The 23,973-nt window shown below is 41.1% G+C and carries 19 protein-coding genes and 1 tRNA gene; 8 read left to right on the plus strand and 12 right to left on the minus strand.

All coding sequences use genetic code 11. The features are described from left to right. Positions 1–56 precede the first annotated feature (56 nt). A complete protein-coding gene (locus EHQ62_RS06095) occupies positions 57–2,840 on the plus strand; it encodes a chromosome segregation SMC family protein (RefSeq protein WP_135641307.1) in 2,784 nt (927 codons plus the stop codon). A 137-nt stretch (positions 2,841–2,977) separates the two neighbouring features. Here EHQ62_RS06095 and EHQ62_RS06100 read toward each other — a convergent pair whose 3' ends face one another. The 3 genes from EHQ62_RS06100 to glnA all read right to left on the minus strand — a co-directional run bounded on the left by EHQ62_RS06100 (position 2,978) and on the right by glnA (position 4,939). Next, complete coding sequence (locus EHQ62_RS06100) at positions 2,978–3,268, minus strand: Cys-rich protein (RefSeq protein ID WP_135641308.1); 291 nt, start codon at positions 3,266–3,268, stop codon at positions 2,978–2,980. A 19-nt stretch (positions 3,269–3,287) separates the two neighbouring features. Next, positions 3,288–3,364, minus strand: a tRNA-Met gene (locus tag EHQ62_RS06105). A gap of 114 nt (positions 3,365–3,478) precedes the next feature. Next, on the minus strand, positions 3,479–4,939 hold the full coding sequence (glnA, locus tag EHQ62_RS06110) for a type I glutamate--ammonia ligase (protein ID WP_135641309.1): 1,461 nt from the start codon (positions 4,937–4,939) through the stop codon (positions 3,479–3,481). 362 nt (positions 4,940–5,301) lie between these two features. On the opposite strand from glnA, the gene EHQ62_RS06115 reads away from it, so the two are divergent. Continuing rightward, positions 5,302–7,038, plus strand: a complete 1,737-nt coding sequence (locus EHQ62_RS06115) for a PP2C family protein-serine/threonine phosphatase (RefSeq protein ID WP_135641310.1) — start codon at positions 5,302–5,304, stop codon at positions 7,036–7,038. A 42-nt stretch (positions 7,039–7,080) separates the two neighbouring features. Here EHQ62_RS06115 and EHQ62_RS06120 read toward each other — a convergent pair whose 3' ends face one another. From EHQ62_RS06120 to EHQ62_RS06130, 3 genes are read right to left on the minus strand one after another with little or no spacing between them, the layout of a single operon-like run. After that, on the minus strand, positions 7,081–7,812 hold the full coding sequence (locus EHQ62_RS06120; RefSeq protein ID WP_135641447.1) for a hypothetical protein: 732 nt from the start codon (positions 7,810–7,812) through the stop codon (positions 7,081–7,083). Positions 7,813–7,859: 47 nt separating this feature from the next. After that, entirely contained in the window at positions 7,860–8,543 is a 684-nt protein-coding gene (locus EHQ62_RS06125; protein WP_135641311.1) for a response regulator transcription factor, read from the minus strand. Continuing rightward, positions 8,540–9,403 carry a sensor histidine kinase gene (locus tag EHQ62_RS06130; protein ID WP_135641312.1) on the minus strand — a complete coding sequence of 288 codons (864 nt, stop codon included), beginning with the start codon at positions 9,401–9,403 and terminating at the stop codon, positions 8,540–8,542. Before EHQ62_RS06130 ends, EHQ62_RS06125 begins: the two co-directional genes overlap by 4 nt. Before the next feature lie 128 nt (positions 9,404–9,531). On the opposite strand from EHQ62_RS06130, the gene EHQ62_RS06135 reads away from it, so the two are divergent. From EHQ62_RS06135 to EHQ62_RS06145, 3 genes are all read left to right on the plus strand, one after another. Next, positions 9,532–10,596 (plus strand): class I fructose-bisphosphate aldolase, encoded by a 1,065-nt coding sequence (locus EHQ62_RS06135; RefSeq protein WP_135636627.1) that lies wholly within the window; start codon positions 9,532–9,534, stop codon positions 10,594–10,596. A gap of 9 nt (positions 10,597–10,605) precedes the next feature. Further along, complete coding sequence (locus tag EHQ62_RS06140) at positions 10,606–12,327, plus strand: 4-alpha-glucanotransferase (protein ID WP_135641313.1); 1,722 nt, start codon at positions 10,606–10,608, stop codon at positions 12,325–12,327. An 83-nt stretch (positions 12,328–12,410) separates the two neighbouring features. Next, entirely contained in the window at positions 12,411–12,953 is a 543-nt protein-coding gene (locus EHQ62_RS06145; protein WP_135641314.1) for an Mpo1 family 2-hydroxy fatty acid dioxygenase, read from the plus strand. Between the two features lie 29 nt (positions 12,954–12,982). On the opposite strand, the gene EHQ62_RS06150 is transcribed toward EHQ62_RS06145, so the two are convergent. Continuing rightward, positions 12,983–13,774 carry a helix-turn-helix transcriptional regulator gene (locus EHQ62_RS06150; protein ID WP_135641315.1) on the minus strand — a complete coding sequence of 264 codons (792 nt, stop codon included), beginning with the start codon at positions 13,772–13,774 and terminating at the stop codon, positions 12,983–12,985. A gap of 49 nt (positions 13,775–13,823) precedes the next feature. On the opposite strand from EHQ62_RS06150, the gene EHQ62_RS06155 reads away from it, so the two are divergent. Further along, positions 13,824–15,575: a transglutaminase-like domain-containing protein gene (locus tag EHQ62_RS06155; protein WP_135641316.1), complete on the plus strand. Its 1,752-nt coding sequence runs from the start codon at positions 13,824–13,826 to the stop codon at positions 15,573–15,575. Positions 15,576–15,592: 17 nt separating this feature from the next. Here the strand turns inward: EHQ62_RS06155 and EHQ62_RS06160 are convergent, their stop codons facing one another. From EHQ62_RS06160 to EHQ62_RS06180, 5 genes are read right to left on the minus strand one after another with little or no spacing between them, the layout of a single operon-like run. Continuing rightward, a complete protein-coding gene (locus EHQ62_RS06160) occupies positions 15,593–16,705 on the minus strand; it encodes an alpha/beta hydrolase (RefSeq protein WP_244241650.1) in 1,113 nt (370 codons plus the stop codon). Further along, complete coding sequence (locus EHQ62_RS06165) at positions 16,702–17,826, minus strand: M23 family metallopeptidase (RefSeq protein WP_167482844.1); 1,125 nt, start codon at positions 17,824–17,826, stop codon at positions 16,702–16,704. Before EHQ62_RS06165 ends, EHQ62_RS06160 begins: the two co-directional genes overlap by 4 nt. A 19-nt stretch (positions 17,827–17,845) precedes the next feature. Continuing rightward, complete coding sequence (locus EHQ62_RS06170; RefSeq protein ID WP_012388418.1) at positions 17,846–18,250, minus strand: bactofilin family protein; 405 nt, start codon at positions 18,248–18,250, stop codon at positions 17,846–17,848. 59 nt (positions 18,251–18,309) lie between these two features. Then, a complete protein-coding gene (locus EHQ62_RS06175; protein ID WP_135641317.1) occupies positions 18,310–20,862 on the minus strand; it encodes a penicillin-binding protein 1A in 2,553 nt (850 codons plus the stop codon). Between the two features lie 24 nt (positions 20,863–20,886). Beyond that, positions 20,887–21,957 carry a zinc dependent phospholipase C family protein gene (locus EHQ62_RS06180; protein ID WP_135641318.1) on the minus strand — a complete coding sequence of 357 codons (1,071 nt, stop codon included), beginning with the start codon at positions 21,955–21,957 and terminating at the stop codon, positions 20,887–20,889. Between the two features lie 57 nt (positions 21,958–22,014). Here EHQ62_RS06180 and EHQ62_RS06185 point away from each other — a divergent pair, with 57 nt between their 5' ends. Together EHQ62_RS06185 and EHQ62_RS06190 are read left to right on the plus strand one after the other, a co-directional pair. Further along, positions 22,015–23,283, plus strand: coding sequence for a diaminopimelate decarboxylase (locus EHQ62_RS06185; RefSeq protein WP_135641319.1), 1,269 nt, complete (start codon positions 22,015–22,017; stop codon positions 23,281–23,283). Next, positions 23,280–23,969, plus strand: coding sequence for an IspD/TarI family cytidylyltransferase (locus tag EHQ62_RS06190; RefSeq protein WP_135641320.1), 690 nt, complete (start codon positions 23,280–23,282; stop codon positions 23,967–23,969). Before EHQ62_RS06185 ends, EHQ62_RS06190 begins: the two co-directional genes overlap by 4 nt. Positions 23,970–23,973: the final 4 nt, after the last annotated feature.

The following is a 23,973-nucleotide window of genomic DNA, read 5'->3' on the forward strand; positions in this document are numbered from 1 at the left end:
TATGTCTCTCAAGGACTGTCAACTGGGAAACAGGGAAATCAAACGGCAAAACAGATATGCATTTAAAAAGCCTAAACATTGTTGGATTCAAAACATTTGCAGATGAGACCGAGATCAATTTTGATCCTGGGTTTACTGCTGTCGTAGGACCTAATGGTTCCGGAAAATCAAATATTGTCGATTCCGTAAAATGGGTTTTTGGTGAAAAAAGTGCCAAGGGTCTTCGTGGGGAAAAGATGGACGATGTCATTTTCCACGGAACAGAGAGTAGGCGAGCCGCTGGGTTTTCTGAAGTATCCATTTTATTTGATAATGATGACCGTTTTTTTAATATCGATTTTCCATCCGTCAAAATCACTCGTAGGCTTTACCCTGATGGGGAAAACGAATACTACCTCAATGACATCCGTACTACAAGAAAGGACATCGAAAAAACCTTACTCGATACAGGGATTGGTAAATCCAGTTATAGCATTTTGGAACAAGGTCGTGTGGACCAAATCCTCAATTCCAAACCAGAAGAAAGAAGGGCCATTTTTGAAGAAGCAGCTGGTGTGAGTCGTTTCAAACTCGATCGCAAAGAAGCCAACAAAAAACTTGAAGACACAAACCAAAACCTACTTCGTATCCATGACATCATGAGTTCCATGCAAAAGGATTTGGAAGTTAAGGAAAAACAATCTGAAAAAGCAGAACAATACTTCAAACTCAAATCTGATTTAGATGAATCCGATAAAAACTTACGTTACCTGAAGTTGAGAGACTTCAAACGAAGGATGAAAAAATCGGATGAAGAACTGCTCGAAATCCGAGAAAAAAACAAATCCATTTTATCTCTCATCCAAAACGAAACCAATTTGATTTCCGAAAAAGAAACCACAAAGGAAGCAAAAGAAAGGGAAATTGCAGAGATCGATAAAAAATTATTTGATCACCTTTCCAAAAGCCAAATCCAAAAAGAAAAAATCGCAAAAAACAAAACCTTTATCCAAGAGTATGAGTTACGAATCGGTGAAATCCTTTCTTCCTTAGAATTGGAAAACCAAGCCACAATCAAACTCGAAGTGGAAAAAAAGGCAATCGAACTTGAAAACGAACGCCAAAGGGAAATCCAATCCACCCTCCAAGACGAAATCACAGGCTTAGAATCCAAACGTGTTTCTTTGGAACTATCCATCAAAGAAGAGGAAAAATCCATTGAGGAAAAAGAAGTTCGCATTGGAGAAAATGAGAAACGCCACATCACCCTTCGCGAAAAACAAAAAACGGTAATCCTCGAACTCATCCAAGAATTGGAAAATAAAAAACGAGAATCCAAAGAAGGTGAGGAACTCCGAAACCAAAATAAAAATGAACTCGTTTCCATGGCAGAAGGATTCCAAACCAAGTTACAATCTGCACTTTCCTTCTTAGAAAATTCCAAACTGTTGGAAACAAAAGAGTCTTTGCAAGAGATCCGAATGGATTTATATTCGGAAAAACTCAACGCCTTTTTGAAAAAGGAAGATGACTTCCGCAATTTACTCTTTGATAAAGATGGAATTTTATCCAAAAAAGAATCCATCGACCAAGAGATTGAAGACATCATTTTGGAAAACGAAAACCTCACTCGGGGGATTCGGGACAACCAAAGTAATATCATCCTCTACAGAAACCATTGGGAAGAAACACGTACCCATATTGTGGAGTTAGAGAAAAAACTCCTAGAATCCAATTCTCGTTTGGAAAACCAACAAAAGGAAGTCGCTGTCCTCGATGAACGAATTGGTGAGATCCAATTGCGGATTAGTGGTGCCAAAGAACAGGAATCGGTGATTCGTGAGAAAAAGGAAACTTTGGAAAAGGAAGTTGAGGTTTTAGAAAAAGAAATCGAAGAAGCCTACCAAGAATTCCTTTCCATGAGCCGTATTTTAGAATCGGAAAAAGAAACCTTGCAATCGCTCGTGGAAGAAATTTCTGGCATCAAATCCAATATCTCCAAAAACCAAGAAGTGTTCCAAAACCTTCTGCCATTACTATCAGAAAAAGAAAGAACGAGTTCCGCTTTGAAAGTACAAATTGATTCCCTTGTCGAAGAATTGTACAACGATTATTCTTTAACGGATTCCGAACTCGAAACAGAACGAGGGGGCTTAGAACTCGACCAAAAGGCGGAAGAAAGAAGGTTACGCTCTGCCAAGTCTGAAATCCAACTCCTAGGTTCCATCAACCCACTTGCGATTGAAGAGTATCGCAATATCAAAGAAATTTACGAACACAACCAAAAACAAAAACAAGACATCGAAAGCTCCAAAAAGGACATTGAAGAAGTTTTAAAACGAATCAATGAAGAGTCAGAAAAACTTTTCCAAATGACTTTTGAAAAAATCAAAGAGAACTTCCAGGAAACCTTTTCTACTTTATTCAATGGAGGCCGTGCGACTCTTGAACTCACAGAAAAAGAAGACTCACTCAATTCTGGGGTGGAAATTATGGCGGAACCACCAGGCAAACATGTTCAAAACTTACGTTTGTTATCTGGTGGGGAAAAGTCATTAACGGCGATTGCACTCCTCTTTGCAATCTACATGGTGAAACCAAGTCCATTCTGTTTCTTAGATGAAATTGATGCAGCCTTGGATGAAGCTAACAAACTTCGTTTTTGCCAAATCCTCGACCGCTTCAAAGACAAAACCCAGTTCATTGTGGTCTCACACGCACAGTCAACGATCTCAAGGGCCAATGCAATCTTTGGAGTCACAAATGAGGAACCTGGGATTTCCAAAATCCTCTCCTTACGACTCGATGAAGCGAAGTCGTTCTCCAAACAAATTTCGCAAAAAACGGGAACAGAAAACTAAAGTTACCGAACACAAAGGAAGGGAAGTGGGAAGTTGGCTTCTCTTTCCGTTTTTCCTGGAGAAACAAAAAAAAACCTAAGACGTTTGTCTTAGGTTTTTTACTTTACGTTAGTTTGAAAGCGAATGCTTGGTTGGTATTATTTGTTTGCTTGCATTTCCCGAACGATGCAAGTGGAGAATGCCTTACAAGAATCGCCGCTCGACAAACAACCAGAGATTTTATTGTAGTATTTGGGACGATTGCAATTGAACTCACACCCTTTGCGGAGTGTGTTTTTTTGTTCTTCTGATGCATTTGGATTCACTTGAACCGTGCAATTGTAAAACTTATCACAAGCTTCTTTACACTTAGGAAAATCTGCTGCTTGGATGGATCCAGTGAATAACACCAGAACCAGGATGGAAAACAATCGGTTTGTATGTTTCATACCTTGTCCTCTCGATCTTTGGTAGCGAAGACGGGAGTCGAACCCGTGACCTCAGGGTTATGAATCCTGTGCTCTAACCATCTGAGCTACCTCGCCCTATTACCTTAGATCGTTTGGTAGAACCAAATCTTTAGTTCTTTTAGTCATTTTTTGAATGGTTGGGGAATGGTAAACAAAAAAAAGCCCCGACGGTTGCCGGGGCCTTTTCTCTTAGCAAGAGTAAGTAGTGAGGAATTCGTATGGGTGAGGGCGACCTTCCCATGGCCAAATTTCTGTTTCAAACTTATAGTGTTGGTATGTTTGCAGGAAGTTTTCTGTAAACACATCTCCTTGTTTGAAGATCTCTCTTTGAGCGAGCATCTCTTCCATTGCTTCACGAAGAGTGTGAGGCATTTGGCGGATTCCTTTTTCACGGATTTCATCCAATGAAAGTTCAAATAAATCTTCTTCACGTGCAGGACCTGGATCAATTTTTTCAGTTACTCCAGCCATACCAGCCATTAGAAGCGAAGCAAACGCCAAATATGGGTTAGCTGTTGAGTCTGGGAATCGGAATTCCACACGTTTTGCTTTTTCTCCGCTAACAAAAGGAATACGGCAAGAAGCAGAACGGTTTTGTGCAGAGTATGCTAAAATTGAAGGTGCTTCAAATCCAGGAATGAGTCGTTTGTAAGAGTTAGTGGATGCATTTGTAAATGCTGCACAAGCTCTTGCATATTTTAAGACTCCACCAACGTAGTTGAATGCGAAGTCAGACAATCCTTGGTATTTGTCTCCAGCAAAAAGGTTTTTTCCACCTTTCCAAAGAGAAATATGAACGTGCATACCGTTACCATTATCACCAAAAAGTGGTTTTGGCATAAAAGTAGCAGTTTTTCCGTGTTTATGAGCTACCATCTTTACGATGTACTTTAACTTTTGAACGTTATCAGCAGCTTCAATGAGGGTTCCGAATTTTACTCCGATTTCCCCTTGCGCTTGGGCAACTTCGTGGTGGACCACAAATGTTTCCATTCCGATCGCTTCCAAAGTTTTTACAAATTCAGCACGTAGGTCCACTTGTGAGTCAATTGGTGCCACTGGGAAGTAACCACCTTTTGTTCCAGGACGGTGACCTGAGTTGAAGTTGATTTTACCTGTGTTATTGGAACCAGGGATTTCTGAGTGTGTGTTCCAAATCCCTTCGTTTGAGTCCAATTCATAGTATTGGCAGTTGATTTCATCACGAACTTTTAAACTATCAAAAACAAAAAATTCATTTTCAGGGCCAAAGTATGCAGTGTCTGCAATGCCTGATTTGTTCATGAATTCTAATGCCTTTTTCGCAATGGACCTAGGGCATTTGTCATAGTATTGGTTTTTATAGATGTCCCAAACGTCACAAAACATAACGAGTGTTTTGTCGGCAGTGAACGGATCTAAAAACGCCGTAGAAATTTCTGGATGTAATTGCATATCGGAAGCATTGATTGGCTGCCAACGAGCAATCGAAGATCCATCAAAAGGAATTCCTTTGAATGTATCTTCATTTACGGAATTCACATAATACGAAACGTGGTGCCACATTCCTTTGATATCCGTAAATCGGAAGTCATAGAAAAGGACTCCATTTTTTTTGGCATACTCAACCACTTCCTTTCCGGAAGTAAATTTTGGGGTTGCGAACTGCATTTGATTCTCCTTCGTTCAGAGGTCGGTCTGATTGTTGTAATCTGTTACCATTTTAAATGCAAGATTTATACCAAGGCATTTCGACCGAAATATAAGGGTTTCGTGGAGTTTCTAAGCATATTGTTTTGAAAATAGTGCCTAGGAACAACGCGAAATGCTGATTTAAAAGAATAAATGCTATAAATTTGGGCAAATAACACTCAATCTAAGCCGCCTGCAATCCCGAGTATTTTAGAAAATGCCGTTGATTCGGTCAATGGAATCCGGATTTTTTTTGAACAAATTTGGGAAAAATCTAAATTCCTTGTAATTTATGTTTTTTTTGTGGCAATCATCCTGATCCCAGAAACTGTAGAAGGAAGATGAGCTCTCGTAAACCCGATTTTGGTCGATTCCAACACTTAGAGAGTTTCATCCATTTGTCCAAAGACGCCATTTGGTGTTATGAATTGGACGTTCCAATGCCCATCTCACTTTCCACAGAGGAACAAATGGAATACATTTGGAATCATTCTGTTGTGAAAGAATGTAATTTGGCAATGGTCAAATTGTATGGTTATAGCAAACTGGAAGAGGTAAGTGGAAAGTTTGTAAAAGACATCGTAAGTCTTGAAAGTGTATACCTCCTCCGTAAATTCATCGAAAACTCCTATCTCTTAGAAGACTTTGAATACAAACAACAAAACTCCATCCTTCCCAAGGTATTCTTACTCAATACCCATGGACAGGTGGTTGATGGCCACCTCATCCGCATCTGGGGACAACAGATTGAAATTTCAAATATCAAAGAGTCGGAGACAAAACTTTCCGGTTTACTTCAATTTTCCCAAATCGTCACTGAGATCTCCAAAATGTTTGTGCATACAAAAGCGGAATTTGTATCGGATGCCATACAGTTTGCCTTAGAGGAACTAGGAAAGTATGCAAAGGCAGATCGTGTTTTTGTTGCCGAGATTTCTTCTGATAAACAATTTTTATCAGTGAGCCATGAATCGTTGTTTGGTGGTGCTCCTTCTTTATTTGAAGTAGGAACGAAACTTTCCATTGCGAAAATGAATCCTGAACGGTTGGGTGTGCTTGCCGGAGATGGTGTGATTTATATCCCGGATACTACTGCATTGCATGATGAACCTTGGCACTTACAACTTTTTAAATCCGCAGAAGTTCGGTCCATTCTGGTGATTGGATTACGAGATGAAGGGAACCTCATCGGAATCCTTGGAGTGACCACCTACCTGAATTTAGGCAACTGGACAGATGAAACCAAACAAATGTTAGGTCTTGTGGCTGGTTTTGTTTCACAAGGATTGGTCCGAGCTAAAAATGAAATCAAACTGATGAAAAAAGAAAAAATCTTACAAAGGTTTTATTCTGATGTAAAAGAAGACATGGCACTTGCCAAGATGACACAAGAGGCTTGGGTCGCAAAAGATTTTGGGGTCATTCCCAACTTAAAAATAGAATCAAGATTTTTGCCGTATGATGAAATCGGTGGGGATTTGATTTTATATGAAAAACCAACATCTGATTGCATTGATATCTTTTTTGGAGATATTTCAGGTCATGGAATTTCCTCAGCACTGGTTTCTGGGATTGCTGCTGTATCGTTTAAAAAACATTCACAACAAGAAAGTTCCCCCGCGGCAATTTTGAATGCCATGCACAAGGAATTAAAAACCATCATCTTCAAACACCATATATCGGCCCTGGTGTTACGAATTTATCCATTGGAACGTCGGATTGCCTTTAGTTTTGCAGGCCATCCTCCTGTTGTGTTTTGGAATGAAAACAACAGAGTGATGAAATTTGTGAAAGATGAAATGTATCCGATTTTACTATTGGATGATTGGAATGGGAAAAACATCGAAAGGACATTTGAACCAGGAGACCGCCTATTATTGTATTCCGATGGAATCTATGAATTGGAAGAAGAGTCCGGCGGTTACATTGGTCTCGATGTCTTTTTACAAGAGTTATCTGAAATGATTTCGCTTGCAGAAGACACTGATAGTCTGATCAAAAAAATGATCGCCAATTGCCTTGTAGAAAAAGATCGGATCATCCATGATGATATTGCTGTTTTGTTTTTAGAATTTTAATTTCAACCTGCGTTCGCAGTTTTTTAAATGAAAACTTGGATTTTAATTTTGGCGGTCGATTAAATCCAGGGCTTTGGCATCGGCTTCCGGATACTTCGCTAAATACTCTGCGACAATTTTTTGTTTGCCTTCCAATCGATCCAAATGGGTTTCAATGATATGACCAAAATCCAATTTCCCTGTTACGATTTCATACCGTTCCGTTTCAATGGTGCCTAGGTCCAAATCCACAGGGACTTCATTCGCTTTGTCAGCATATTCTTTGGCTTTTTCCCAATAGGGAATGGCTTCTTTGTAAAAACTTTCTGCGACCCCAAAACTTTCTTTTAATTCGTGGGCAAAGTCTAGGTTGTAAAAATATACATGCCGTTTGTCAAATTTTGAGGCGAGCCGCATATACGAGCGCATGATTTGGATATTGATATGCATAAACATCAGATTGCGGTATTTGTAGTAAGCTTGTTCGGTTTTTGTTTCACATAACGCGTGTTTTGGATGTCTAAAACGTTTGTTTAAGGCAATTTTTAACCAATAGATATTTTTACGAAGTTCGTTGTCATTGTAATGTTGTTTTAAATTGTACAATTCATAAAAATCTTCTAGGTATTTAGGTTCCCATTTGTGTAATTTATAAGGAACCCAATCGGAAAATTTAGTATAAGGGCCATTTTTTTCGTATTCATAATTGTAATCGATGTCCGTTTCCCAAGCCCTAAGGGATACGGAAAACAAGGTAAGGAGTAAAAATAATAAAATGGGAGTGCCTTGTTTCATCCTTCCAAGTATCGGAGGAATTTCCATTTTCCATAAGGAAGATGTCGTTATTCTAAAGGTTGCAGGGGGGCCATCCATTGGTAACCAACACCCCTTACATTTCGGATGGAATCTTCCCCGAGTGCGTCCCGAAGCCTTACAATGGCATTGTCGATGGTTCGTTCCGTCGGGAAACTGTCTTCCCCCACGATGAAGTCGAGGATTTCCGAACGGCTGAATACTTTTTCGGGGTCGCTTAGGAGTAAAGCAAGCAGGGAACAATCTCGTTTGGAAAGTAGGGTGGTATGACCCGTTTCGTCTTTCACGAGGAAGGAATCCAAATGGATTTCTTTTGATTCCATTTTCCATTTTTGACCGTAGTGAGGGCGGGTGAGGGAAACCACTCGTTCCAAACGGATGAGGAATTCTTTCAAATGGAAGGGTTTGGGGATAAATTCAGCAGCACCCAATTCAAATCCGCGGAGTCTTTCTTGTGCCCCAGCCTGTGCCGTTAGGAACAAAAAGGGAAGGTCCTTTTCTTTTGAGACAATCATTTCGGCGAGATCAAATCCATTTCCATCTGGCAGGCGTAAGTCGAGAACCACCAAATCAAATGCATTTGGTTTGTATAAGTCTTTAGCTTCTGCTACCGATTTTGCCCACTTCACTCGGTATTTGTCTTGTTCCAATCGTTCTTTTAATGTCTCCCCAAGACCTTCATCATCTTCCACAAGTAAAATTCTAGGTTTCATGCGACCTCGTGTAGACTCATTTTGACTTGGAAACCATTTGCCGAATGAGGAAATTCTAATTTCCCTTTCATCTTTTCGATTAATTTTTTCACAATATAAAGTCCGATCCCACTCCCACTGGTCTTCGAATGGCGGAGGAAAGGAAGGGTTAATTGTTTTTTGTTACCAGTAAAACCGGATCCATTGTCTTCGAGTAAAAAACAAATTTGGTTTTTTTCTTGGAAGATGTGAAGTTTGATTGAATTTGCTTTTCCGTGTCGTCTGGCATTATCGGTAAGATTTTTTAACATGGCAAAAAAAGCTTTTTTGTCTAAATACACTTTTTTATGAAGGGGAACAGAAACTTCCCAAATTAAATTTGGTTCATGGTGGGAATAAGAATCCTTTAACTCTTGTAAGGTGAATTTTTCCATATATAACACTTCACCTTGCATGAGGCTTGCAAGGTAAAATGCATTGCCCATTTGGGATTCAATCCTTTGGTTTTCTTTCCATATTTTTTCAAGTTTTCGTTTGAGTTCTGGATTTTTTGTATCTTCTAATAATACTTCGATTTGCAGCTGTAAGCTGGCAATCGGTGTTTTCATTTCGTGTGTGACTGTTGAAAAAAAATCGGAGATGAGTTTGGAACGTTTGTGGTCTCGGTAGGAAAGTACGGCCAATGTCACCCCACCCAGTGTTAACATAAAAAGGAAAAATGATCCTTCCAATTGCAACATCCGGTTCACACGATTCAGTTCCAATTGCCTTTCCTGGCTGATTGATATTTCAGAAATGGTTTTGGCTTGGCGAAACCCTAAAATCCACCACCAGACTCCAAGGGATAGAGTGAGGGAAAGCCATGCCAGGGAAAAAAACATTCGAAATTGTGCAGATCCTCTCAATTTTGCCTCTCAAAACAAGATAAGGGTAAGGGGAAGGACGACGAGCAAAAAAAGATGTTGTCACCTTGGGGGAACCCGAGAATTTATTTTTAAGGAGAACAACTTTGAACTTCGACGAAATCTCGAAACATCTTGGAAACGACGCGGAATCCCTCCTTGGATTCAAATCGCCAAAAATAGCAAAAGAACTCATTCACGTACCTGGTAGCGACTGGGTAGACAGAATTTTTGCACCCACAGACAGGTCCATCCCTGTTCTCAGAAGCATTCAAACTTTACTTGGGCATGGCCGACTCGGTGGGACAGGGTATGTATCCATCCTTCCAGTAGACCAAGGAATTGAACACTCCGCTGGAGCTTCGTTTGCCAAAAACCCGATTTACTTTGATGGCGAAAACATCATCAAACTTGCAATGGAAGGTGGCTGTAATGGTGTGGCAACCACACTCGGAGTGCTTGGGTCTGTGGCGCGTAAGTATGCTCACAAAATCCCTTTCATTTTAAAGATCAACCACAATGAACTCCTCACATACCCAAACAAAAGTGAACAAATCCTTTTTGCCACTGTGAAACAAGCGTATGACCAAGGTTGTGTTGCCATCGGTGCCACAATTTATTTTGGGTCTGCAGACGCAGGTCGTGAGATCGTTGAGATTTCAAAAGTGTTCCAAATGGCACATGAACTTGGAATGGCGACCATCCTTTGGTGTTATATCAGAAACAATGCGTTCAAAAAAGACAAAGACTACCATGTTTCTGCTGACTTAACAGGACAAGCAAACCACTTAGGTGTGACCATCCAAGCGGACATCATCAAACAAAAGTTACCTGAAAATAATGGTGGATACAATGTTTTGAACCAAGAGTCTTCTTATGGAAAAACAGACAAACGTATTTACTCGGATTTGACTTCTGACCACCCAATTGACCTCACTCGTTACCAAGTAGCAAATTGTTATATGGGAAGAGCGGGCCTTATCAATTCTGGTGGAGCATCTGGTGAAAACGATTTACAAGATGCTTTGAAAACAGCTGTGATCAACAAACGTGCTGGTGGAATGGGTCTCATTTCAGGAAGGAAAGCATTCCAAAAACCGATGAAAGATGGAGTGGCATTACTTCACGCCATCCAAGACGTATACTTATCAAAAGAAATCACAGTGGCTTAATCGAAAGCATTGGGAACTTTGGTTCGTGTCAAACAAAGAAGGGCAGGGGTACTTGTATCTCTGCCCTCTATTGTTTCCACACATTCTTTTGAATGTGGTGACATTTATAGTTTATACCCCTTATGTGATTGGGCAAAAGACATTGGCTTTAGCATCATCCAATTACTTCCTTTAAACGATACAGGATACGGATACTCACCTTACAGTGCCATCTCGGCTTTTGCGATAGACCCTCTTTATATCTCTTTATACAAATTAGGACTCAATGTTCAGTCCCGTAAAAAAGAAATCGCCACCTTACACAACCATCCAAATCGCATTCGGAATCTAAAATTAGAAATAATTCGTTCTCACTTTGAATCGCATCAAAAAGAATCCTTAAAAGAGGCTTTGGAGTTTTTAGAAAAACAACCATGGTGTTACTCTTATGTGACGTTCCGCGTATTATATGAAATGTACGAAGGGAAAAATTGGTGGGAATGGCCAATAGAATACCAAAATCCACAAACTGCAAAAGATTATATTTTTACAAAAAATAGAGAAGAGGCGATGTTTTGGGTGTATTTGCAAAAAATCGCCTATGACCAGTTAAGTGCTGTTAAAATCCATTTAGAAGATAAAGGGATTTATTTAAAAGGTGACATGCCAATCCTCACGGCTCGTAATTCCTGTGATGTTTGGGAACACCCAGAGTATTTTCTAATGGACTTACAGGCCGGAGCCCCTCCTGACCATTTTTCCCAAACAGGGCAAACATGGGGATTCCCTGTTTTGAATTGGGAAGTTTTACAAAAAAATCATTACAGTTGGTGGAAAGACCGTCTTTCGTATTTAGAACATTTTTTCCATCTCTACCGCATTGACCATGTGATCGGTATGTACCGGATATGGGCGATCCCAAAAGAAGACAAAACAGCACTCAAAGGTTGGTTCCACCCCCAATTTGGAATTGAAACCAGTGAATTTTTAAAAGTAGGAATTGATCCTAAATCCATGGAAGAGATAGGTCTCATCCACGAATTCAAACCCAATCACTATATCTTCTATTGGGACTTTTGGAAAGAAACAAGTTACCAGTCCCTACCGGAAGAAACCAAAGCGAAATTATTCCCCCTCTCCCAACTACACATTGCCGAGGAAGAAAGGCATTGGAGGGAGGCAGGTGAGGCGATTTTAGAAATTTTTGAATCCTTTTCTACCATGCTGCCTTGCGCCGAGGATTTGGGTTCTGTTCCTAGTTTCATTCGTGATTCATTATTTGAAAGGCAAATGATTGGGATTGATGTGGTGCGATGGACTAAATCCTTTACCACAGGGGAATTCATTTGGGAAGACCAATACCGTGAAAATGCAATTTCTGTTTTATCGACACATGACACGAGTTTGGTGATGGAATGGTGGAAAACCGAAGGGGACTTGGAATCCAAACTCCAATTTTTCTTTGACCGAGTGGGAAAACCACGGCCAGAGACAGAAAACCAAATTTTAGAGGGCCTTTTGGAATTTGTTTTCCAAACCAAAAGTATCTTTTGCATCCAACTCTTTCAGGATTTGGCTCTCGGAGTTCCAGACCTCTTAGAAAATCCAGAAAAACACCGCATCAATTACCCGGGAACCCCTGATCATTCCAATTGGACCTACCGGTTTCCCATCCTCATTGAGGAATTTGTTTCCGACTTCCAAAGGAATTTTACCCTACGGAAACTCGTCCATTCTTCGGGTAGAAATTAGAAATTTTTTCCGTTTTGACAGATTCGTTCAAGTATATCCTTTCCTTTTTTGGTAGAGTGGATACCTACTCTGGAGGTTCCCACTTGAGATTTGCAAAAGAGATGGCATTTTATTCTGCCTACCACCAAGAAAAACGGAATGTATGGATTCATGTTTTAGGTGTACCCACAATCACCTTTACCTTGTTTGTTGTCCTCAGTCGTTTTTCTTTGTTCGAATGGAATGGATGGAATGTTTCCGCATCCCTTGTGTTTACATTAGCTGTCCTCGGTTACTATTATACATTGGACGTAGTATTTGCTTTTGTCGCAACACTTCTGTTCGGTGGGCTTTTTGTCACGGCGGAATGGATCACGGCACAACTCCCTGCCCAAACAGCATGGACCATCTTTGGACTGGGGCAAGTGATCGGTTGGGGATCTCAATTTTATGGTCATTTTGTCTTTGAAAAAAGTAGGCCAGCCCTTTTTGACAATTTGTTCCAAGCTTTGGTATCGGCCCCACTCTTTGTCGTAGCCGATGTATTCTTTGAATTGGGTTACCGATTGGATTTAAAAAAAGCAGTGGATGATGAGTTAAAACAAAAAGGAGTTTGGAAAGACTTTAGCGTTCAAAAAACGGCTTAGATTTTAGCGACTTAAGACTTTCTTTTTCTTTACGAATGCAAGTTTGGGTTTGTTTCACAAAAACAAACATTTGCTAGATGAGACCCTCCTAAAAATAGGGAGGGTTTCACTCCAAACATCTTTTTAAATGTCCGAGAGAGATGGGCTTGGTCACTAAACCCTGCCGCATGGGAAGCAGTTGTTAGATTTTCCCCGTTTTGCAGTAACCTTGCTGCGATGTGTAACCTTTGCCATAACAAATACTGCCGGAGTGGGATTCCCATATTCTCTTTGAAAAGATGCATGAAACGATCTTTTGAAATCCCCGTTTCTTTGGATAAATCGGAAAGCCGTATCGGATTTGGGAGGGTTTCTTTGATTCGTTTGATGGCAAGGTTGATCCTCTGGTCCCACTCTTTGTTTCCTTTTGCCGAACCAAGTACTTCTAAAATATCTTCATATACTTTCCTTGCGGTTTGGCAATTGAGTGAGTTTGTAAACAGAGGTTCTGCCAAAATTTGGATCCTTTGGATCGAAGGATTGTCGAGTAAGGCATAACTGCTTTGCATCTCAATTTTTTTGTATTCTTCCGATTTTGGGTCCAATTGGATCACAACAATTTCTGTATGGCTTGCTTCCAAGCGATGGAAAAAATTGGGAGGGATGATGATGCCTTTTGTTTCGATGGTTTCCTTTTCCTTTGTGACCAACTGGAAAGCTGATTCTTTGGAAACTAAAATCGATACGGCGTAGTGGGAGTGAGGTTCTGTGACGAGACCTTGGGTTCCAAGTAAGATTCGTTCACCAAAGTAAAAAAGACTTCCTTTTCTTTTGCCATCCATATACTAAAAAAATCTTACCTAGGGTTTTGAAAAAGGCAAGGATTATCGAATGAAACAATGGATTTTGGGTTTCTTCCTAATGGTGATGGGAGGATCTCTTTCGGCCAAAGAAAAAGGGGAGTTTGTTTCCGATTGGGTTCCTGTACCTTCCAATCTCTCGATTCCCTTTGAGTTTTCCTTTCCTGGGTCAGAAACGGTAGAACTCTTTGAATCGTTTTTATACTTTCAAATCCATTTGTTTTTCCAAACCAAAAATAAAGACAAACAATTATCGATTTATCAATACAATTTGAATACTGCCAAATTCCAGACGATCCCTTGGAACAAAGGAAAAGTCCTTGGTTGGACAGAGTGTAAAGGAATGTTTTTGGTTCAAACCAAATTAAAGTTATATGGTGTGAATCCAAATACATGGGAAATCAAAAAGGATTGGGATCTCAGATCACAATCATCCAACTGGAAAGACATCGTTTGTTCCGATGGGGATTTGTTTCGATTGGACAAAGACGAATTGGAGGTATTTGACTTAGAAACTTTGGAAGAAAAACCAAAGATTCCACTGCCTATGAAATCGGTGCAAAGGATTGTAAAGGGTTTTGAGAATGAAATCCTACTCATCTCCTCTTTTTCTGGCAATACCATCAAATCGTTTTCATTACTAGACAAACAAACAACAAAGGAATGGAAATTCCCGACAAACCACAGAGCTCTTTTCAAAATGACCCAACTAACCCCGGATCGATTTTTGGTATTTGATCCCATTACGAAAATTTATGGGGAATGGATTTTGTTTGATGGTCAATTATTTCCAACCAGTGGCCTCTCCAAACGTTCTGATGGGAAAGCCATTCGTTTTTCACCGATCGAAAGCACAATCCATTTCCAATTGGAGCTAACTGCCACAAGTGATTTGCCAGAAACCAATTATCATGTCATCCTTCCGAAAAAAGATACCTATGCGCAAGAGTTACGAGAAGAAACTTTTTATTCGCCTAGTGTTTTGAGTTTGGATGAAACAGGGAATCGAACTTTAACTGTCACCATTCCCAGTTTAAAAGAAGGAGAAACAAAGAGCATTCCAGTGTATTCTGGCAAACTCACCCGATACAAAATCCATTGGAAACTTGAGAGTGATATTTCCGTGAAACGAGAAGAATCGGAATCCAAATTTCCTAATGAACTCCGTGACGATTGGTTTCTGAAATTAGAGGATCCGATTGTCGTTGGGAAACGAGAAGAGTTATTCCAAGGAAAATCATCTGTAAAAGAGTTATTATTGGAAACAGCTAAGTATGTCTCTTCCATTCCTTACAAATCGGGTAAATTTGAAGCGGCTCCAAAAGTCATAGAAAAAAACAATGGAGGGTGCACAGAACATTCCTACGTCACCATGTCTTTGTTACGCGGAGTTGGGATCCCTGCACGTCTTGTTTGGAACTATCTCCCAACAGAGGCTTCAAGTGAAATGAGTTTTAACCATAAATATGTGGAAGTATGGGTAGAAGGGTATGGATGGATTCCTATGGAACCACTGGCGCCCCCCAGATCCAAACCTGGTGTGACCCATGTTAGGCATCTGGTTTTTTCGGTTTTGCCAACTCCGGTTCATCCAAAAATATCTGGTGGCGACCGTTTGGTCCAACTCACGAAAGAACAACTTTCCTTGGGAAAAAAGGTTAAGATGAAACTGAACATCCTAAAGAAGGAAAAAGGCGAAAGTTCGGATGAGGGGGAAGACCTCCCATCCATTCCAAAAAACAACCGATCGATCCTTACGGGTGAGGAGATGGTTGTACCGTAAGATCCATATGTTTTGTCTTACTTACGTAAGACAAAGTTTTCTCCATTTTTTGGCCCAGACTTACGGATGAAAAGGCGTTTGTCAACGGATACACCGAGTAACACTTGGTAGATGTCTGTGAGGATGGGTCTAGAAGAGTAATAGCCATGCCCAAGTCCACCAACTCCAAGGACTGGGTCATCCACTTCGTTCACATTGATCACGTCCACTCCCGAATACTTAAAACACATTCCTGCCCGTGGTGCCCCGTTTACTTTTTGCGAAGCGATGAGGGCATTGTCACCTGGTGAACAATATAAGGTGATCCGTTCTGATGATTTTTTGAGGTCACTCAGTAAAAGTTCAAATTCATTTTTATCAAAGTCAGGTGCATTTAAAATGAGTTCCGAAATGAAATTTGATTTTCCCGATTTTACAAGAGAAGCGATGGAAGGCAACACGACTTGGTGACCCATACTGTGCACAACAAGTTGGATTTTTTTGCCAGTGGATGTGATTTCCGTTAAAAAGTTTGCAAAGGGTTCACGGTTGATTTTTGCTTCAGTGAAATTCAAATCATAGGTAGACTTCACCATCACTTGGCTAAGGACTCCCGCATCAGCCCCAGCAGGCCAAGAATACACAACCACTTCGCCAGGGAATTTGAGATCGTATTTGATTTGCCCTGCCCGTAAAACCGCTTCATCAAAATTGACATTGAACCCGTGGACAAATACCAATACTTCTTCGCTTCCAGATGATTTGATTTTGGATAAAAATTCTTTTCCATCTGCATTCACTCGGCCTTTGAATTGGAAAAAGGAATGTTTGTCTTGGGAATTATCGAATGAGATATCACCAATGATGTGTTTTGCGGGAACATTTACGATACAAATTCCATAATGAGGGTTGATATCTGTTATAAATCCAAAACTATTCCCATCGCAGCGGTCTTTTGCACCCATTTCCCTTCTTGTTGTGACAAAATGTACGTTTAGGTTTTTGGTTTCATCAAAAGGATCAGCAATGCGTTTGTTGATTTGGTCTCCAATTTTGGGAGCACAGGCTGTGGTTAAAAAAACAAAAAAGAAAATCGGAACAAAGAAAAAATATTTTGAAACGGTATTGGTTGCTGATGGTTTGTACTTCATTTGTATGAAAATCCTTTGATGAGTTTTGTGGGATTGATGTTTTTACCATCTTTAATGACTTCGAAATGTAAGTGGGGGCCAAAACAATAACCAGTGCATCCAGACCGAGAGATGACCTTTCCGGCACTCACATAATCCCCTTCTTTGACATAGAGCTTTGAATTGTGAGCATACAACGTTTGGTAATTGTCATCGTGTGATAAAATGATCGCATTCCCATACCCACCCATCCAACCAGAGAAAGTGACCTTTCCTTTCCTTGCTGCATATACGGATTCGTAATTGGCCCTTAGGTCAAGTGCCATATGGAATTTGTATTGGGGATAAGAACGAGTCCCCCAACCAGAGGTGATGACCTTGGATGCGACAGGGATCCTCCAAACAGGCCCTGTTTCTGGGATTACAGCACCCGGTAGGAAAACCTTTTGGCCAGATTTAAACAAATCATAATCTTCTAATTGGTTTTCGGCATAGATGTCATCGATTTTGACTTTATAATAATCAGCGACTTTTGCGAGGGTTTCCCCTTTTTTTAATTTGTACATTAACCCTTGTTTGTTGGGAATGTTCAGAATTTGGCCAGAAATTAAAGAGACTTCGGGGTTGATCCCGGAGCTACCGGCAATGGATTCAACAGAAACTTTGAACCGACGGGCAATGTCGGATAAGGTTTCATTTTTTTTCACTTTGTATTGGGTGACTTTTAGTTTTTTGTTTTTGTTGTCAGCGAGTTTGTCGAGTTCTGCTGACCTAAGGATTGCCATTTTTTTATCTTCGGTTTCTTGTAAGTATTTGGCATCAGCAAGTTTTGCTTCTTTGTCCTTCGTGTCGTTTTCTTCTACCTCAGTTGACATACTGAGGAATTCTTTTTCCATCAAACTTTCTTCGTAGGTTTGTTTGTCGACGATGATAGAAAGTAAAAAAGCAATGAGAAACGAAAAGGTGAGTAGTGGTAAAATCCGATACCGTTTGCGATTGAGATCGATTGTGCCGTGTAGGACACTTGATTGTGACTGGAGGTTATAAAAATACTTACCTGGGGAAACTTGGATGACGTTTATGTTTCCCCAACGTAACACATGCTTGCCGATCGTAGACTTTTCAGGTGAACGAAGTAGCATGTGTTAAATGGAATTTAGGTTAGTCCTTTGAATCTAAAGATTTGATTCCGCCGAAGGATTCTTCTACAATTTTGCGAACGTCTTTTTTCTGACCGCCAGTGATTGTGATGTTTCCTTTTGCTACGACACCTTTTTGAAGTTCTAAATAAGGAGCAGTGATGTCACCTAACATACGCCCAGTTCCTTCTAATTTTACTTCGTTTTCGGCTTTGATATTACCAATGAGGGTTCCGGAGACAATGACTTCTCTGGCACTGATATTGGTTTTGACCTTACCGGTTTCTCCAATGACGAGTGCGTCTTCTGTTTTGATATCACCTTCGAATTTTCCATCGATTCTGAGTGAACCTGCGATATAAAATTTACCTTCAAATATCGACCCTGGTCCGATAACGCTGTTGATGGAATCCTTACCTATTGCCATTCCTGCTCCTTTTCCCCTTCTGTGAGAATCAAAATTTTCGGTCTATCTGACAAGCCTTTTTAGTAGTCAATTTCCTCATCTCCGCTAAAGACCGATTTTTTTCGTTTCGGAGGTTTGGATTCAGTCGGTTTTTTCTCGGCTTTTGTGTCTTGTTTTTTCGTTTCGACGGGTTTTGGGCTGACTGGGCTTTGTGGTTTTGATTCTACCACATTCCAAGCCGAACCATGGTCGTTACAGACATCTTTGGGAACCGTTTGTGGGATGAAGTATTCCTCCAAAAGGTCATGGCATTGGCCGCTCGGGAGTTTGCCTGACATACGGCATACGGTTCGTTTGGTGATTTTGACATCGGCAAGCCATGGGAATTCTTTGGCGGGTTCTTTTTCTAGGGCTCGGGCCATAAATCGACCCCAAACAGGAGCAGAGAGTTTCCCACCTGTCATGCCTCGGCCAAGAGAAATGGTTCCGACATCATAACCAAACCAAACCGAGGTGACAAGTTCAGGGGTGTAACCCACAAACCAAGCATCACGGAAATTATTGGTAGTCCCTGTTTTGCCATAGGCCTTTCGGTTTAGGCCATACGAGAGGACACCACGTCCTGTCCCTTCTTCCACCACGTCTTTCATCATGGAAGTGATGAGAAAGGCTGCCTCTTTTGAGATGATTTGTTTTCTCTCTACACCTTCGTAATCTTTACGAAAGTCTTTGATGACCTTTCCCGAATTGTCTTCCACATAGAGAACGGAGATCGGGTTCACCGTTTTTCCCCCAGAAGCGAGGGCCGCATAGGCTCGGGTCAGTTCGTAAGGTGTGAGTTCAAAGGAACCAAGCGACACACTAAAATTATACGGGATGTCCCTTCCTTGCAATTGCAAAAGCCCTCGAAGGCTTTCCATCAAATTGGAAAGGCCCACTTGTTCGAGGACTCGCACCGCCACTGAGTTTTTGGATTGTTCGAGAGCCTTTCGTAACAAAATAAAACCAGAGTATTCGCTACTATAGTTTTCTGGTGCCCACTCATCTCCATCTTCCATAAGGTATTGGAGGGGAGAGTCGGCAAAGAGAGTGGCAGGGGTTACGTTTTTTTCGGGGTCTGGATTTTTCCCAGAATGGTCCATGGCCGCTGCATACAAAATGGGTTTGAAAGCAGAACCAGGTTGGCGGAAGGCTTGGAAGGGACGGATCTGTTGGTTGTCCGATCGAAACCCCGATCCTCCGACAAGGGCCGTGATGTAACCTGTTTCTGGGCGAATTGCAATGAGTGAACCTTCCACTGGCAGGAGGTGGTCTTTTGTGTTTTGTGTAGAATAATTTTTATCGAGTGTGTCACCGAGAAAGTCGTCACCCGTAAGTAAGTTTAATGCATAAAACTCATCTCGGATGTCTTCTTGGTATGCGGAAGAAAAGGTTCGTTCGATTTTAGAAATTTTAAATTTAAATTCTGGTAGGTCGTACAAATCGGCAATGAGGGAATACCCACTTCCATACAAATCATCAAAGGCATCAATGTTACGAAACGCACGTTGGTTTGACTCGATCGTTTGCCTTTGTAAGGCGGGAAGGAGTGCTTTTTCTGCTTCTTCTTGGTGGCGGATTTGGATGGTGGAATAAATTTTAAGTCCACCATTGTACAAACGACTGGAACCGATGGAGCGGATTAGATTTTTACGGATGTATTCTGTGACATAGGGGAATCGGTTCAGCCTATCGGAAAAAGCAGAATCATTAGGAGATCGATTTAGGTTGGTATAATATTCTTCTAACGCCGCATATTCCTTTTCTGCATCAGCGACCGTCATCCTTCCATTTTCCACAAGTTTACGGAAGACAACTCGCACCTTGTTCATGCTGGACACTGGGTTCACAATGGGGCTAAATTGAGTGGGCCTTGTGGTGAGACTTGCAAGGATTGCCGCTTCGCCCCAAGAAACATCTTGGACTTCTTTACGGAAGTAAAACCGAGAGGCGGCACCCACACCAATCGTTCCGTGCCCGAGTGGGATTTCGTTTAAATACACTTCCAGGATTTTGTCTTTGGGATACTCAAGTTCGAGTAAAATGGCAAGCCATGCCTCTCTTGCTTTTCGTGCAATGGAACGTTCGATGGATAAAAACTTTAACCTTGCTACCTGTTGTGTGATGGTGGAGGCACCTTCTTTCACACGCCCTGCCATTAGGTTTACCACAAAAGCTCGTGCAATCCCCTTCAGATCAATTCCATTATGTGAATAAAACGAATTATCCTCAGTGGATAAAAAACATTGGATGACTTTGTGACGGTTGTCTGTGGAATAATTGGTTTCTTCTGGTTTTAATTGTTCTAATTTTACAGGGATACGTGAAAATTTATAATATTCGGCAATGGGTTCGTATTCCCCTTTGTCGTTTAATCCATATAAGGTGGATGGAATATCATAAACCGCTGCTTCTCCTAATCGGAAAAAATCTTTTACAGAGCCAGTGAGTAAAAAAACATTCAAAATCCCAAACAAGAGTATGGCGATCGTAGTGTTTCGGAATTTTTTATCTCCTGTCCAGATTCTTTCTGTGACAATACGAAACCAAATGATAAAATACTTTTCAAAGAGCCCAACGGGTTCTTGTTTCATACATTTCCCTTTTGTAAATTCCCACTAAACAAGTGGGGAAAATTCCTTCATGTGGTCGATGCCGTGGTAACGTAGACCCGTGTCCAAATTATACCCACCAAGTGAATCCAGAATCTTGGACCTGCTTTCTGGTGAAAAACTATATTCATAGGCTCTCGTTAAAATTTCTTTTGATGCCTGGCTTGCTTGGTTTAGGAGTTCGATGAAAGAGTCGTTGAACTTACGATTTGGGTCTGCTGGGTAAAACCATTCCCTTTTTTCATCGTTCATGATTTTGGGATTGATGGCTTCCAGTGTTGGTAACATGAGCACACTGGCATTGTAACGGTGGAAGGTGAGTGTGTCCACCACACTCACGAGTCCACGCATCAAGGCACTCCTCGAATCCAAAGTGGAAGTGAAGCGGTAAAACCCAAGATAGGATTCATTTAAGATGTCCCCAGGGATGATTTTTTTCTCTGAACCAATGTAATTGGAATGGAATTCTTTGGGAAAGGTTTCCTTAAGTGACTGCAACCAAAAGTTCCAAAGCACTGGGTCCATTTTGTTTTTGATGCCAACGGTTCTATGCCGAATGTCGATGTATTGTGGGAAGTCGTATTCCCTGGCACTCATCCCCCAACGGTGGTTGATGAGGAGGGTATCGAGTCCAAACTCCACTTTCATATGGTTCACTTGGGCTTGGTAAGAAATCTTTTTGTCGTCGTTGTAGTAGTCACCAGAGATATAAAAGATATAAGGATGGGTTTGGATGTCCACAACGCAGTGGCAGATATAGCCAAGTGTGAAGGCAAGGAATCGATCACGGTAGAGCCCCATCTCTGTGTCATACACTTGGTCAAGGAAACTTAAGATGAGTTCCGCCACTTTATGGTGGTGGGCAAGGTCTCCAAAAAAGGCAGCCTTTTTGGTTCGTTTGGGTTGCAGTACATGGTAAAAATAAAAGATATCAGGAGCAACAGCGCCTAAGTTGGCATAGGAGGCAACATCAGGCCTTGAAAGTAAGTTAGCAATTTTCCTTTGGGTGGCATTGCCGTGTTCCAAGTGTTTTTTCACTTGGGAGAGTGCTTCAATATGTGTAATCTTTCCTGCCATTTTCTACTTTTTTGACTTTATGGATTGGAACCTATTGAAAGGTTTATCTTAAATCCTATGACATCAATCGAAAAACTAAAGTTTTTGAAAGAAGACCAAGTGCGAACTTTGGCAAAAGAATTCGGAACCCCTCTCTTTGTCTATTCTGAGAAAGAAATTGAACAAAAATGTGACGAGACTTTGGCATTTCCCAATGCATTTGGGTTACAAGTCCGTTATGCCATGAAAGCAAATCCCAATTCCAATATCTTACAAATCATGAAAAGAAAGGGCATCCTCATCGATGCTTCGTCGGAACACGAAGTGGTTCGGGCCTTACATTTTGGATTTTCTCCCGAATCCATTATGCTCACTTCTCAAGAGTTTCCAAAGGCATTTGTAGAACTCATTGGAAAGGGTGTGAAGTTCAATGCCTGTTCTCTCAGGCAATTGGAACTCTTTGGACAATCATTCCCTGGAAAATCAGTATCCATTCGGTTTAACCCAGGCCTTGGGTCAGGCCATACGAAAAAAACCGACGTAGGTGGTGTGACATCTTCTTTTGGGATTTGGCATGAAAAGTTAGAGGAAGTGAAGGCAATTGTAAAGAAATACAACCTCATTGTGGAAAAAGTCCACACCCATATTGGATCGGGCAGTGACCCGGAAGTTTGGAAGGCTGTTGCAAAGTACACACTTGAATATGCAGAAAGTTTTCCAACGGTGACAGTCGTGAGCCTTGGTGGTGGGTACAAAGTGGGTCGTATGGAAGATGAAAAATCGACCAACTTACAAACGATTGGTGCACCTGTTAAAGTCCAGTTTGAAGAATTTGCTGAAAAACATGGAAGGAAACTCATATTGGAAATTGAACCAGGCACCTACCTCATTGCTTTGTGTGGGGCTCTCATCACCACTGTGGATGACAAAGTAGACACAGGTAAAAATGGATTCCAATTTTTGAAATTAGATACTGGTATGGATTCCAATACCAGGCCATCCCTTTATGGTGCACGCCACCCCCTCGTAACAGTGAAAAAAGATGCCGGCACAGCTTCAGCGAACAAAGAGTATGTGGTTGTTGGTCATTGTTGTGAGTCAGGGGATGTCTTCACACAAAAAGAAGGGGGAGAACCGATCACAAGGCTTATGGGAGAAGCTGAGATTGGAGACCACGTTGTCATGGAAGCTGTGGGAGCGTATTGTTCCAGTATGTCTACGAAAAATTACAATAGTTTTCCAGAAACGGCAGAAGTATTACTCCGTAAGGATGGAAGTGCAAAACTCATCCGTAAAAAAGAACCTGTGATGGAAATCTTCCGTAACGAAATCCTAGTTGTGGAATGAACAATTTATACGCAATCCTACTTGCCGGTGGAACGGGGAGTAGGATGGGTCATCAGGTTCCGAAACAGTTTTTACATTTGCGGGGTGAGTCTCTCCTCCGGCATTCCGTCAAACGATTCCAAAGGTTTGGGCTTTTAAAATCCATTGTTGTTGTTTCTCATCCCGATTGGATTTTGGAAACAGAAAAGGAATTAGCTGATTTACTAGAACCTAACGATCGCATTGTGGAAGGTGGGGAGACACGCCATCTTTCCACATTAAAGGGAATTGGATCGGTTTCCTATGATGATAAAGATATTTTTTTCATCCATGATGTGGCACGTCCCAATTTCAAACAAAACGAACTCTACCAACTTGTGGAACAAACAAAAATTTTTGGAGCCGCAACCATAGTTTCGCCTGTGACAGAAAGCCTTGTGCGGGTGAAACAACACCAAAATTATACAAAAGAACCTTTGCGGAGAGAAGAAGTGTATGCAGTGAAAACCCCACAATCAGTGGCTGGTTTTATGTTAAACGAACTGTTGCTCGACCCTCTACCAGAAAGTTTTTTACTCCATCCCACTGACCTCTGCACATGGATGGGAGAACGCCGGGTGGGGGTAGTGGAAACCGATTTCCAAAATATCAAAGTGACAAGTCCAGGGGACTTAGTCCTTGCTGATTCCGTTTACACCACCGACTGAATTC

The sequence above is a fragment of the Leptospira jelokensis genome (assembly GCF_004769635.1).
Taxonomy (GTDB): domain Bacteria; phylum Spirochaetota; class Leptospiria; order Leptospirales; family Leptospiraceae; genus Leptospira_A; species Leptospira_A jelokensis.